At 44.4% G+C, this 13,953-nt stretch carries 9 protein-coding genes; all 9 read left to right on the top strand.

Features of this window, described 5'->3' with window-relative positions:
• The first annotated feature begins 133 nt into the window (after positions 1 to 133).
• The 9 genes from hemL to H2O73_RS07600 all read left to right on the top strand — a co-directional run bounded on the left by hemL (position 134) and on the right by H2O73_RS07600 (position 13,945).
• Entirely contained in the window at positions 134 to 1,426 is a 1,293-nt protein-coding gene (hemL, locus tag H2O73_RS07640) for a glutamate-1-semialdehyde 2,1-aminomutase (protein ID WP_182108244.1), read from the top strand.
• Positions 1,427 to 1,666: 240 nt separating this feature from the next.
• Positions 1,667 to 2,752, top strand: a complete 1,086-nt coding sequence (locus H2O73_RS07635) for an AI-2E family transporter (protein ID WP_182108242.1) — start codon at positions 1,667 to 1,669, stop codon at positions 2,750 to 2,752.
• Positions 2,753 to 2,811: 59 nt separating this feature from the next.
• On the top strand, positions 2,812 to 3,834 hold the full coding sequence (rsmC, locus tag H2O73_RS07630) for a 16S rRNA (guanine(1207)-N(2))-methyltransferase RsmC (protein WP_182108240.1): 1,023 nt from the start codon (positions 2,812 to 2,814) through the stop codon (positions 3,832 to 3,834).
• A gap of 175 nt (positions 3,835 to 4,009) precedes the next feature.
• Entirely contained in the window at positions 4,010 to 7,414 is a 3,405-nt protein-coding gene (locus H2O73_RS07625; protein WP_438696041.1) for an ATP-binding protein, read from the top strand.
• A 639-nt stretch (positions 7,415 to 8,053) separates the two neighbouring features.
• Entirely contained in the window at positions 8,054 to 9,736 is a 1,683-nt protein-coding gene (locus H2O73_RS07620; RefSeq protein WP_182108236.1) for an ABC transporter substrate-binding protein, read from the top strand.
• 171 nt (positions 9,737 to 9,907) lie between these two features.
• On the top strand, positions 9,908 to 10,894 hold the full coding sequence (locus H2O73_RS07615; protein ID WP_182108234.1) for an ABC transporter permease: 987 nt from the start codon (positions 9,908 to 9,910) through the stop codon (positions 10,892 to 10,894).
• A gap of 2 nt (positions 10,895 to 10,896) precedes the next feature.
• On the top strand, positions 10,897 to 11,922 hold the full coding sequence (locus H2O73_RS07610) for an ABC transporter permease (RefSeq protein WP_182108232.1): 1,026 nt from the start codon (positions 10,897 to 10,899) through the stop codon (positions 11,920 to 11,922).
• A 2-nt stretch (positions 11,923 to 11,924) separates the two neighbouring features.
• The gene (locus H2O73_RS07605) at positions 11,925 to 12,908 is read left to right on the top strand and encodes an ABC transporter ATP-binding protein (protein ID WP_182108230.1); all 984 of its coding nucleotides are present in this window, start codon (positions 11,925 to 11,927) and stop codon (positions 12,906 to 12,908) included.
• 41 nt (positions 12,909 to 12,949) lie between these two features.
• Positions 12,950 to 13,945 (top strand): ABC transporter ATP-binding protein, encoded by a 996-nt coding sequence (locus tag H2O73_RS07600; RefSeq protein ID WP_182108228.1) that lies wholly within the window; start codon positions 12,950 to 12,952, stop codon positions 13,943 to 13,945.
• The last annotated feature ends 8 nt before the right edge of the window (positions 13,946 to 13,953 follow it).

Here is a 13,953-nt window from a genome sequence, read left to right as displayed (position 1 = left end):
ACTTTCTAAACCATCAATACGCCACTTTGGTCTAATTTTACTCAGAATATGTGGGAAAACGTTTTTCATGGCTTATTTGGCAGGTACAATGCCCTCCTAAATTGGTCCGAGCAATCATAAAGAGGATATATCAATGACCAAATCAGCAGACCTGTATGAAAAAGCGCAAAAAACTATTCCTGGAGGGGTCAACTCTCCCGTTCGTGCTTTTAACGGTGTTGGTGGCGCTCCCATTTTTGTAGAACGCGCTGATGGCCCTCTTATTTTTGATGCCGACGGTAAGGCTTATATTGATTACGTTGGTTCTTGGGGACCGATGATCTTAGGTCACAACCACGCTCTGATCCGTGAAGCGGTAATTGATGCAGCTCAACGCGGTTTGAGCTTTGGTGCACCAACTGAACTAGAAATCAACATGGCTGAGTTGGTGAGCGAGCTTGTACCTTCAATGGAACAAGTTCGTATGGTGAGCTCAGGTACAGAAGCGACCATGAGCGCGATTCGCTTAGCTCGTGGCTTCACTGGTCGTGACAAAATCATGAAATTTGAAGGTTGCTACCATGGTCACGCTGACAGTTTGCTAGTAAAAGCAGGCTCTGGTGCCTTGACTCTAGGACAGCCTAGCTCTCCTGGCGTACCTGCTGATTTTGCAAAATACACACTAACAGCAACATTCAACGATCTTGAATCAGTACGTGAACTATTCGCCGCTAACAAAGGTGAAATCGCTTGTATCATCGTTGAACCTGTCGCGGGCAACATGAACTGTATTCCACCAGTAGAAGGCTTCCACCAAGGTCTACGTGAAATCTGTGACCAAGAAGGCGCACTGCTGATTTTTGATGAAGTCATGACAGGTTTCCGCGTTGCTCTTGGCGGCGCTCAAGCTCACTACAATATCAAACCAGATCTAACCACACTTGGTAAAGTGATTGGTGGCGGTATGCCAGTAGGGGCGTTTGGTGGTCGTAAAGAAGTGATGCAATACATCGCACCGACAGGTCCGGTTTACCAAGCTGGCACACTTTCAGGCAACCCAGTCGCAATGGCGGCGGGCTTTGCTTGTTTGAACGTACTTCGTGCAGAAGGTAATGAAGAGCGTTTAGCATTAATCACCAAACAACTAGCAACAGGCTTCAAGCAGCTAGCCGACAAACATGGAATCCCACTTGTGGTTAACCAAGTTGGCGGCATGTTTGGCTTCTTCTTTACAGAACAAGAAAGCGTGACTTGCTACGACGACGTGACGAAATGTGATGTTGAACGCTTTAAGCGCTTCTTCCACCTAATGCTTAAAAATGGTGTTTACCTAGCACCTTCAGCATTTGAGGCGAGCTTTACTTCTCTTGCTCATGGCAGTAAAGAAGTCGAAGCAACATTGAATGCTGCCGATCGCTGTTTTGAAATTCTAGCTCAAGAAGCTTAATTATATTTCGGTGAAATCAAAGGCTGCTTCGGCAGCCTTTTTACTGCCAATTAAAAACCACTAACAGCCCTATCGCAACCAAGCACAACGCAAACCACGGGATACGTTTTTTACCCAATGTGCTTGTCTCACTGCTGCATTTTTCTTTGTTACAACACCCCATCGAATTAACTCTCCGTTGATAAGAGCCTGAATTAGAGCCATTATACTCTATATCTTGGTTACCTATTGGACGACATTGTGTCAGAAAAAATCAAAATCACCTCAGGACACTGGGTGCTAGTCGCCGCGTTGCTTGCCGCAGCCACCGCCTGTTTTTTATTAGTTGAGCCTTATGTAAACTCAATTGTAATGGCCTTTATCTTGTCATTGCTGATGTTCCCTATCCATGAATGGATTGAGAGCAAGCTACCAAATCACAAAAACATCGTTTCGCTGCTTTCCTGCGTCGTACTCACTTTTATTATTGTGATCCCATTACTGTTTGTTTTCGCAGCCATTGTCCAGCAAGGTACTCTATTCTCACAAAACGTCTATTACTGGGTGACTCATGGCGGCATCCAAGAAGTGTTTGCTCACCCTTGGGTAGTAAAAACACTCTCAGTGGTGAACACCTACCTGCCATTTGAAGAGATCAAACCACAAGAAATCGCTCAACGTGTGGCACAATTTGCGACCACTTTCGGCACCAATATCGTTGGCTTTAGTGCCAAGATATTAGGCGATGCGACTAACTTTTTGATGTCGTTCTTCTTGATGCTGTTTGTGTTGTTCTTCTTGCTGCGTGACCACGATAAAATCATCTCAGCGATGCGTCATATTCTACCGCTGTCGAGAAGCCAAGAAGACAAACTGCTTAACGAAGTGGAAAAAGTCGCTAAATCAGCGGTAATGGGCTCATTCCTCACCGCAATTGCGCAAGGTCTTGCCGGTGGTTTTGGTATGTGGCTAGCTGGCTTCCCTGGGCTTTTCTGGGGCACTATGATGGGCTTTGCTTCATTTATTCCAGTCGTGGGAACCGCTCTAATTTGGATCCCTGCGACCCTCTACCTATTTATCACCGGTGATACATCGTGGGCTATTTTCTTGTTAGTTTGGAGTATCGCGGTAGTGGGTTCAATCGATAACCTGCTGCGACCATTGCTAATGCAAGGTAGCGGTGGCATGAATACGCTGATGATTTTCTTCTCACTATTAGGTGGTTTGCACCTGTTCGGTTTAATTGGTTTGATTTATGGTCCGATCATTTTTGCCGTCACTATGGTGCTTTTCTATATCTATGAAGAAGAGTTCTCTGACTTCTTAGACCAACAAGATAAGAGTTAGCACGCACGGGAGGATTATGAGAGAATCCTCCCTCTTTATTTATTCAATCGAGCAACACCATGTCTGCCTATATCGCACCAAGTCAGATTGCACAACGTCAGCTTGCTTACTTCGAAGGTAAGCATGTACTCGTCGCTGGCGAAGCCGAAGATCTTTTTCCAGTAGAGCTGTCTAAGCATTGTGAATCTGTCACTGTATTCACCACTAACTACGGTTATTACCGACAGTTGCAAACGAACTCAAGCATTGCGTCTGTATTTGGTGCAGAATTTGATCAACCAACTCAAGCGGATTTGGTTCTTCTGTATTGGCCAAAAGCCAAAGCCGAAGCTGAGTACTTATTGGCCATGCTTATGTCGAAGCTTGGCAATGGTACAGAGATCGTGGTAGTTGGTGAAAACCGCTCGGGTGTAAAAAGCGTTGAGAAGATGTTTCAGCCGTATGGTTTAATCAATAAATATGATTCTGCTCGCCGCTGTTCATTCTATTGGGGTCAATGTACCCAAACAGTTGAACCATTCAGCTTACAAGACTGGTTTAAAACCTATAACGTTAGCTACCAACAACATAATTTAACCATTAAGAGCCTACCAGGCGTATTTAGCCACGGTGAATTTGATATTGGTAGCCAGTTATTGCTTGATACCCTGCCAAACCTACAAGGCAAAGTGCTCGACTTTGGCTGTGGTGCGGGAGTAATTGGTAGCGTAATGGCGATTTTAAACCCAACGATTGAACTTGAAATGTGCGATATTAGCGCGCTTGCGATTGAGTCATCAAAAGCGACCTTAGCAGCAAATAACCTAAAAGGTCATGTTTTTGCCTCTGATGTTTACTCTGATTGTGCACAAGATTACCAATTCATTATTAGTAACCCACCTTTTCATTCAGGGTTAGATACCAGCTACAGCGCAACTGAAATGCTATTAACTCAAGCGCCAAAGCAACTGAATGCCTCTGGTGAGCTACTGATTGTTGCCAATAGTTTTTTGAAATATCCGCCAATTATTGAGCAAGCATTTGGCCATTGCGAGACGTTAAACAAGACCAACAAGTTCGCCATTTACTACGCTAAAAAATAACAAAAAAGCCCAGAGAGCTGATGTTCACTGGGCTTTTTACCACTCTCATACAAATTTCTGCGCTATTTACCACGCTTTAAGTCTGACTTACTTGTCAAAGTAAAAAAACTCGTTAATTTTGTCATTTAGGGAATATCTACATTATTAACGCCGGCATTTTTTCTATCCGGTTTTCATGGAAAGTCATACTCTTATTATGTTTAAGTTGTATAAAAAGCAGAGATTTAAGCGTCTTCAGAATACGTTAATGGCAGCGTTTTTAGCGTTGAGTATTACGCCGTTAACCGTAACCGCACTTTTTTTCTTACATTCTCATAGCCAAGATCTGCAAGAACAGAGCACTTCTTATCTTATTTCCGTGCGTGATAGTAAACATCAACAAATCACCGATTATCTCAATGCACGAGAGTCTGAAGTGATGGGGTTTGTCCGCTCTGAATTGGCTTATGCCAGTGGCGGGCGTTTTTATGGTCTGGTCAATGCGTTTCAAAGCCTCGGTCTCGATATCGAGCAAGCCCGAGAATTCGCCCAAAAACGTTACATTCAAGGCTCTGGCAATCAGATAAAAACGTCAATTTTGCCGGAATCTCCGGTTTTTAATGGTACCGAACGTTATCGCCTATTACATAAACGCTACCATCGCGCCTTTTTGGAACTGCTGACACGTTCAGACTTCGACGATATTTTGCTGGTTGATATTAATGGCAACGTTACCTACTCCATTTTTAAATATGACTACTTCGGTACCAATTTACTCGCTGGCAAGTATCAACAAGATAACCTAGGGCTTGCCTTTCAAAACCTGCGCGAAGAAGTCACCAATAATCGCAAATCAAGTCAGGACTACACACCTGTGGTTTTTTCTGACTTCGAAAGTGACCAAGACAAGAACTACGCATGGATTGGCGCACCGATTATTCAGCAAGGTTACTTACACAGCTATGCCATGTTTAGGCTACCAAACAACAGCTTAACTAAGTTAATCGCTGACAATAGCAATGTCTGGGCAACAAAAACGTTGTTAGTGGGAAAAGACAAAAAACTCCGTACCTTATCTTATGAACAAAAAGATGTTGATAGTAGCCAATCAATCATCGATCGCGCTTTCAACCAACCCACTTCAGTTGGCACATTCATTAACTCATTCGGTGAAGAAATTATCGCTGCTCACAGTCATATCGAAACCAAAGGATTGGACTGGGCGTTAGTGGTAGAAGTGCCAGAAAAAGAGGCATTCTCGCGCATCAGGCAGTTAGAAACTTTATTTGTATTTGCGATGTTATGCGCCATCGTACTAGTTATCATCGCTTCTCACTATCTATCGAATTTTATTACCGCACCGCTACTAAAATTAACTTGGTCTGCTGAAAAAGCTTCTGCTGGTGATCTCAATGCTGAAATCAACACTGCGCGTAAGGATGAAATCGGTCGACTCGCGATTGCCTTTGAGCGAATGCAACGCTCTATTCGAGAAAAAATGCAGCTCATTAAGGAGCAGAACGAAGAGCTTGAAGATAACATCAAGCTCATCCAGAAAAAAAATGAAGAGCTGCAGCTTGCCAATAAACTGAAAGATGAATTTTTGGCAACGACATCCCATGAACTACGCACGCCATTGCATGGCATGGTGGGTATTGCCGAAGCCTTAGTATCTGGTGCTAATGGCCCTATACGCGCAGAACATAAGTATCAATTAGATATCATCATCAGCAGCGGTCAGCGCTTGGCAACATTGGTTGATGACCTACTCGATTACCACAAAATGCGCTATGGCAACATGGATATCGACACCAGTGCGGTTGATCTATCCAGTTCAACACGTTTGGTTTTGGAGCTCTCATCTCACCTGTTGGGCAATAAGCAAATTCGAATTATTAACCAAATCCCCACAGAGCCAGTATGGGTTGCTGCCGATCCACAGCGCCTTGAGCAAGTACTGTATAACTTAGTTGGCAATGCGATTAAATATACCCGTGAAGGCAAAATCGTCATCTCCGCCAATATCGTCGACGCTAAGATGCGGGTTCAAGTAGTAGATACTGGACAAGGTATTCCTGCTGACCAACTTGAACATATTTTTGAACCTTTAATTCAAGCGGGAAGTGATACCAGTCGCTATCGCCAAGGCGCTGGACTTGGTCTTTCTATTAGCCGACAACTGGTTGAGTTAATGGGCGGCTCATTATATGTGAGCAGCCAACCTATGGTTGGGACAACGTTTAGTTTTACCTTGCCACTTGCTAACGAAGAGCAAATTACGCAAGCCAGCCATAACGACAGCATTCACTTTAAAGTGCCAGAAAATCACGAAATAGAAGAAGCTGATATAGTCAGTTTATCCGAGAACCCTGACGGTGAACTGCTGTTGGTTGTGGATGATGAACCCGTCAATTTAAGGGTACTTGATAGCTTTTTAAAACTGGCTGGCTACCGTGTCCGCACGGCTAAAGACGGTTATGAAGCTTTACAGTGTATTGAACAAGAGAAACCTGAATTGGTGTTACTTGATGTCATGATGCCTGGACTAAGCGGCTATCAAGTGTGTGAAACTATCCGTAATACCTACGACAGTATTGAACTACCGGTCATTATGTTGACTGCACTCAATCAAGCTGACGACCGAATTAGAGGCTTCAATTCGGGAGCCAACGATTACCTATCAAAACCTTTCAATAAGCAGGAATTGGCAGCGCGAATTTTAGTTCACCTTGCCGCTAGCCAAGCTGAAAAACGTCGCTTGGAAAATCAAGTTCTGCAAGATGAACTACGTCAACGTGCCGCTGTAGAAGCCAGTCTAATAGAAACTCAAGGGCGTTTGCTTGAACAGTTAGAGTCAGCGCCTGAAGCGATCATCTGTACCCGTGAAGACAGCCGTATTCGATTTGCCAATGAAGCAGCAGCAAGATTGTTTAAGCGCTCCGTCGAGCAATTAAAGCGCTCATCAGCAGAAGAAATTCTTGCACCACGCTTTATTGATATTGGGCAAGATCATTACTGCGGTAAAGTTGATATCTATATTGAAGATACTCGCCAACACATTGAGGCCGATATTCTACGCCTCCCTGATGCCTCCGGCTTAAAATCAATGTATATCTTTGACAATGGTGGCGGAGTGAATGCACACCGTATCAATAACCTCGAAACAGCTGTTGACGCATTATCAAGCTACGCCTTTGATGGTGATAAAGCCAAACTACAGCAGCTTAAAGAGCTCGGTGGCGAATTTACCCGTATTGCTGACCGAGTGACGGGTGAGCAAAAGTCGAAACAAGACTTAATGCGTGAAGTTTTAGTTGATGCCATGACAACCGCCCTCGATTACTGGGAAAGCTCATCCGGTCATAGCAAGTTTACTTTCGCTGAGCAAAGCGGTTTATGGCGAGTCTATCTTGACCGAAGCACGCTACAAACGCGCACACTTGATAAATACTTGCGTATCGAAACGTTGCCAAAAACCCCCCGTTGGCGAACCGTGCTCAACTCACTTGAATACATCTTAGCCAACTGCACTGAGGCAAACAAAGAACGCAGTAAGATAGAAGAGCTACGAGATCAATTACAGCATCTGCTCACCACTTAGTATCGATAAAGACGAAAAGCTCACCTTTATCGGTGAGCTTTTTTTATGCCCAAAATAGACTGATTTTTAGTTTTTACACGTTAAAAAACAACTCATTTTTTATCGTTAAAAACGCTGGAATTAACCTTACCTGAGCACTAGAAAATAGGATTTTTTTAGCTTTATTCTAACTATGCAACGTAATTGAGAGAACAATCACAACAATTCGGCAGTTTCTAATTAGTGAGTGAAATTAACGTTCACTCGTCATGGTGATAAAGATCTCAAACAATAAGCAAGGCTTCAAAGTCATTATAAGTAAAGAAACCAAGCGTAAGTAGCCACTAACATTCAAGTTCGAATAGGAAGCATTTTGCGAGCGAGTTCAAGGTCAAAAAAGCAGCAATATCGAACTTCACCCACTCGTTATTAACGTTATTGACGTAATGACGGGGGTTTTTAACGTTTTTAACGGGAAACGAAATTGCTAAACGATCAAATTCGGTGTTTTCTTAACCTCGCATAAGGTCTACAGGCCACTCAAGTTAATTGACCCCCTCCGACGTCAATTATTCATAGAGGTAGGTCTTAGTGAGTTTTCATAAATTGAGAACATTCGTATCCATTTAGTGAAATGAAAGCAAATAGTAAGGAACAGCTATGCTTGCCAACATAAAAAAAACTGCACTAGCAACCGCGATTATCGCAACTGCAACTACTGGTTTTGCATCAGTAGCAACAGCAGCTGAGCGCAGCGAACTAACTGTACACCCTAAAGAATATACGACTTTTGTTCGTAACTTTAACCCGTACCTAGGGGCGACTAACCTTCACACAACACGTGACTTCATGTATGAGCCATTGGTTGTATTTAACGAAATGCACGGTAATACACCAGTATTTCGTCTAGCAGAGAACTACACCATTGCAGACGACCTACTAAGTGTTGTATTTGACATTCGTAAAGGTGTGAAGTGGTCAGACGGCGAAACCTTTAATGCAGACGACGTTGTCTACTCTTTTGAGCTAGTTAAAGCGAAACCTGAACTAGACCAAGCGGGCACCAATGCTTGGGTAACAAAAGTAGAAAAGCTGAACGATTACCAAGTGAAGTTCTATATTTCGGAAGCGAACTCAAACGCGCCTTACGAAATTGTTAAGCTACCTATCGTAGCTGAGCACATTTGGAGCAAAGTTGACGATCCTGCAACTTTCACTAACCAAAACCCTGTTGGTACTGGTCCATTTACTGAGATCGCGACTTTTACTCCACAGCTTTACGTTCAATGTGAAAACCCTAACTACTGGGATGCAGACAACCTAGACGTTGACTGTCTACGCGTTCCTCAAATCGCGAACAATGATCAATTCCTAGGTAAAGTTGTTAATGGCGAAATGGACTGGACTTCTTCGTTCATTCCTGACATCGACCGTACTTATGCTGCGGCAAGCCCTAAGCATCACTACTGGTATCCGCCAGCGGGTACTCAAGCATTCTTGGTTAACTTCAAACACCCAGATGCAGTGAAGAACGAAGCGCTTACTAACGTTGATTTCCGTCGCGCATTCTCTATGGCGATTGACCGTCAAACTATCATCGACATCGCATTCTACGGTGGCGGTACTGTGAATGACTTCGCATCAGGTCTAGGTTACGCATTCAAAACTTGGTCAGACGAAGAGACGCATAAGAAGTACCAAGGTTTTAACACTTACAACGTTGAAGGCGCGAAAGAGCTTCTAGCGAAAGCGGGCTTTAAAGATGTAAACAAAGATGGTTTTGTTGACACGCCATCTGGTAAGTCTTTCGAACTGATGATCCAATCGCCAAACGGTTGGACTGACTTCAACAACACGGTTCAACTTGCTGTTGAACAGTTAGCTGAAGTTGGCATCAAAGCAAAAGCTCGTACACCTGATTTCTCTGTGTACAACCAAGCAATGCTTGAAGCAACATACGACGTAGCGTACACCAACTACTTCCACGGTGCAGATCCACACTTGTACTGGGATAGCGGCTACAACTCGAAGCTTCAATCTGGCGATGGTATGCCTCGTTTCGCAATGCACTACTACCAAAATGCAGAGCTAGACAAGCTACTAAACAGCTTCTACAAAACAGCGGATAGAAAAGAACAGCTAGATATCGCTCATGGTATCCAGAAAATCATTGCTGCTGACCAAGTAACGATCCCTGTAATGTCTGGTGCATACATGTTCCAGTACAACACAACTCGATTCACTGGTTGGTGGAATGAAGAAAATCCTCAAGGTCGTCCAAACATTTGGGACGGTATCCCTGAGCGTCTACTACACGTACTGGACCTAAAACCAGTTAAGTAATAGACAAGCAATATAGCGGCGCACTTTCTGTGCGCCGCACATCCCCCCTCCTCGACATCATTAAAGGTATGGCGCTTAGCGTCAGGGGATTTTTACGCTCAAAATTGTAGTTTCGCTATGAGCGACCTGACTCCAGGAACAGGGAAAATCTGGGTTAGTAAGGTGTAAGTTATGGGTTATTTTTTAAGACGTTTGTCATTTTATTTTGTCGCTCTTTTAGTTGCGGCGACTTTAAACTTTATTATTCCGCGAGCAATGCCTGGTGATCCAGTTACCATGATGTTTGCTAACGCTTCTGTTCAAGTAACACCTGAACGTATTGAAGCAATGAAACAACTGCTAGGTTTTGTCGATGGTCCTATTTGGATGCAGTACTTTGCCTACATGAAGAATATTTTAAGCTGGGAGCTGGGTACTTCAATTCAGTTTTACCCACTGTCTGTAAATGAACTACTAGGTGGCGCTTTTGGTTGGTCACTGTTCCTTGCAGGTACAGCGGTTATTCTTTCTTTCTCTTTGGGTTCAATCTTAGGTATTTATGCGGCTTGGAAACGCGGCAGCAAATACGATGCATTCATCACTCCTGGCATGCTGGTTATCCAAGCGGTACCACAAGTTGTAATCGCGATGATTGCACTGTTTACCTTTGCCATTGGTCTTAAGTGGTTCCCTACAGGTTATGCCTATACCGCAGGAACAATGCCTGACTGGACAAGTTGGGAATTCATTAAAGACGTCGGTTACCACGCGGTACTTCCTCTTGTCTGTGCAACCATCGTTCAAATTGGTGGCTTCTTAGTTAACATGCGTAACAACATGATTAACTTGCTAGCAGAAGACTACATCACTATGGCAAAGGGTAAAGGTCTTAGTGAGAAACGTATTGTCTTCAACTACGCTGCACGTAACGCAATGCTTCCAAGTGTCACGGCTCTCTCCATGGCGTTAGGTATGGCGATCGGTGGTCAGCTTATCATCGAAATCATCTTCAACTATCCAGGTCTAGGGTCAGTACTGTTTAACGCAATCAAAGCGCGTGATTACCAAGTTCTTCAAGGTCAATTGCTGATCATGACTCTATTCATGCTGTTCTTTAACTTACTGGCTGACATGCTTTACGTTGTTCTTGACCCTCGCCTACGTAAGGGAGGCAAATAATTATGAAAGGTTTCCTAAAACTCGTTGTCGGTAACCCGATGGCTCTTGCTGGTAGCATCATTTTATCTGCCTTCGTCTTTATCGCGATATTTGCTCCATTTCTTGCAGAACACGCACCAGACAAACGTTCGGGTAATCCTCACGAGTACCCTTCGCTTGTCGTAAAAGCTGCGCAAGCAAACCCTGATGGTTGGATCGCAACCAACCTAGCGGATGACCGTCGTACGCTAATTATGTCAAAGAAAGCGGAACACGTTATGGGAACAAGCCGTATGGGGCGTGATGTTTGGTCACAGTTCGTACACGGTGCACGCGTATCTCTCGCAGTAGGCTTTGGTGCCGGTATCACGGTTTGTTTTCTTGCTACAGTCATTGGTATCTCTGCTGGTTATTTTGGTGGTCGAATCGATGACATTCTCACCGCAGCGATGAACATCATGTTGGTCATACCCCAGTACCCATTGTTGTTCGTTCTTGCCGCATTTATTGGAGAAGCTGGTCCTCTCACCATTGCCTTAATTATTGGTTTCACCGCCTGGGCGTGGGGAGCGCGCGTTATACGCTCTCAAACAATGGCTCTGCGTGAAAAAGAGTTCGTTAAGGCTGCTGAAGTATTGGGTGAATCTTCATGGCGCATCATCTTTGTTGAGATTTTGCCAAACCTAATCCCTATCGTAGGTGCTAGCTTCATTGGTTCTGTTATGTACGCAATTATGATGGAAGCCACTATCTCGTTCTTAGGTCTAGGTGACCCGAACACCGTTAGCTGGGGCATCATGCTTTACAACGTACAAACGTCATCATCTATGCTAATTGGCGCTTGGTGGGAACTATTGGCTCCTTGTATCGCCCTTATTCTATTGATGACTGGTCTTGCACTGCTTAACTTCGCGGTAGATGAAATTGCTAACCCGCAGCTTCGTTCACACAAAGGCATGAAACGCTGGAAGAAACTTGCTGAGCAAGAAAAGAAAGAGCGCGAGCCTGAACTACCACCACAAAATGCACTTTGGAGCGGAGATAAATAATCATGACTGCACCACTAATTTCTATCCGCAACCTTTGCGTTGACTACATTACAGCCTCGGGCGATGTCCGAGCTTGTAACAACGTCAGCTTTGATATCGCACCAGGCGAGGTATTTGGCCTAGCTGGTGAATCAGGATGTGGTAAATCAACTGTTGCCTTCTCGCTTATGCGTTTACATAAGCCGCCCGCATTTATCACTGGTGGTGAGGTTATCTTCAACGGCGAGAACATCTTGGAATACAGTGATGAGCGCATGCAATCGTTCCGTTGGAGCGAGATGTCGATGGTATTCCAAAGTGCAATGAACGCGTTAAACCCTGTTCTAACAATGGAAGAGCAGTTCTGCGACGTCATCATGCGTCATACCAATATGACCCGTGAGCAAGCCCGCAAACGCGCTGAAGGTCTACTTGAAATTGTTGATATTCACCCTAATCGTTTGACTGACTACCCACACCAGTTCTCGGGTGGTATGCGTCAGCGTCTCGTTATTGCAATAGCTCTGGCTCTGAATCCAAAGATGATCATCATGGATGAACCAACCACTGCATTGGATGTTGTCGTTCAGCGTGAAATTCTACAGAAGATTTACGCACTGAAAGAAGAGTTCGGCTTCTCGATTCTGTTTATTACACACGACCTGTCATTGATGGTCGAGTTCTCAGACCGTATCGGCATCATGTATTCAGGTGAGTTAATTGAAGTTGCTCCTTCGAAGGAAATTTTAACCAGCCCATATCACCCTTACACCAAAGGGTTGGGTAGCTCATTCCCTCCTCTCACAGGGCCAAAAACTAAGTTGACCGGTATTCCAGGTAACCCGTTAAACCTACTTGAAGTACCACAAGGCTGCCGTTTCCAAGCTCGTTGCGACCGTGTACATGACAAATGTACTCAAGTTGCCACTCATCTGAGAGAGATTGAGCCAAATCGCTTATCTAACTGCCACCTATACGGTGAGCCAATTGCCCAGACCAAGATCTAGCAATGTAAAAAAGCAAAACTACAAAATTTCTGGAGACAATTATGAGCAAACAGTACGGCGACCTACTGGTAGAGGGTAAAAATCTAATTAAGGATTTCCCTATCAGTAGTAATGCCCTTAAACAACCGATGATGCGTGCGATTAACGACGTGTCATTCAAAATGTACAAAAGCCGTGGATTGGCTGTCGTGGGAGAGTCTGGTTCAGGTAAATCAACCACCGCTAAGATGATCGCAAAAATGTACGCACCGACCTCAGGCACCATTGAGTATAAGGGGCGTGACATTCTTGATATCAATTCAAAAGCGGACTTAATGCGCTACCGTGAAGGGGTGCAAATGGTGTGGCAAGACCCATTCGGCTCGCTAAATCCAACTCACAATATCTTCCACCACATTGCACGCCCGCTGCTTATTCACAAAAAAGTGAAACCGGGTAACAAGAAAGAACTGGAAGAGCGCGTATACGATCTACTTGAACAGGTTGGTCTAATCCCACCAAAAGAGACCGCGGAAAAATTCCCGCATCAGCTTTCTGGTGGTCAGCGTCAACGTATTAACTTGGCACGCAACATCGCCGTTGGTGCAGAAGTAGTGCTAGCGGATGAACCAACCTCAATGCTTGATGTTTCGATCCGTGCTGGCGTGCTTAACCTTATGGAAGAGATGAAGTTCGAAAAGCAAATGTCTTTGCTTTACATCACGCACGACATCGCCACTGCACGTTATATCGCCGAAGATATCTCAGTGATGTACGTTGGGCACATGGTTGAATGGGGTGATACCGAGGAGATCATCCATGACCCTCAACACCCATACACGCAGCTATTGGTTTCTGCCGTGCCTGATCCAAGCAAATCCATTCATGAACAGCTTAAGGGCAATAAGGGGGATATCCCTCTTTGGACACCAAACTCTGTCGGTTGTCCGTTTGCTGGTCGTTGTACTCATGTCACAAACAAGTGTCGTGAGCGTCTGCCAGGCGTAACACAACTGTCTGAGAACCATTTTGTGCGTTGTTACCTTTACGAAGATTAAGCGCCAAT

It is taken from the genome of Vibrio marinisediminis, assembly GCF_014050145.1.
Lineage (GTDB): Bacteria > Pseudomonadota > Gammaproteobacteria > Enterobacterales > Vibrionaceae > Vibrio > Vibrio marinisediminis.
The sequence above is the reverse complement of the archived record's forward strand: the minus strand, read 5'-3'. Positions and strand labels throughout refer to the sequence as shown.

Coding starts and splice junctions, on each gene's coding strand:
- H2O73_RS07610 (WP_182108232.1), top strand. CDS start 10,897: ATGAAAGGTTTCCTAAAACTCGTTGTCGGTAACCCGATGGCTCTTGCT.
- H2O73_RS07620 (WP_182108236.1), top strand. CDS start 8,054: ATGCTTGCCAACATAAAAAAAACTGCACTAGCAACCGCGATTATCGCA.
- H2O73_RS07625 (WP_438696041.1), top strand. CDS start 4,010: ATGGAAAGTCATACTCTTATTATGTTTAAGTTGTATAAAAAGCAGAGA.
- H2O73_RS07600 (WP_182108228.1), top strand. CDS start 12,950: ATGAGCAAACAGTACGGCGACCTACTGGTAGAGGGTAAAAATCTAATT.
- H2O73_RS07605 (WP_182108230.1), top strand. CDS start 11,925: ATGACTGCACCACTAATTTCTATCCGCAACCTTTGCGTTGACTACATT.
- H2O73_RS07615 (WP_182108234.1), top strand. CDS start 9,908: ATGGGTTATTTTTTAAGACGTTTGTCATTTTATTTTGTCGCTCTTTTA.
- hemL (WP_182108244.1), top strand. CDS start 134: ATGACCAAATCAGCAGACCTGTATGAAAAAGCGCAAAAAACTATTCCT.
- rsmC (WP_182108240.1), top strand. CDS start 2,812: ATGTCTGCCTATATCGCACCAAGTCAGATTGCACAACGTCAGCTTGCT.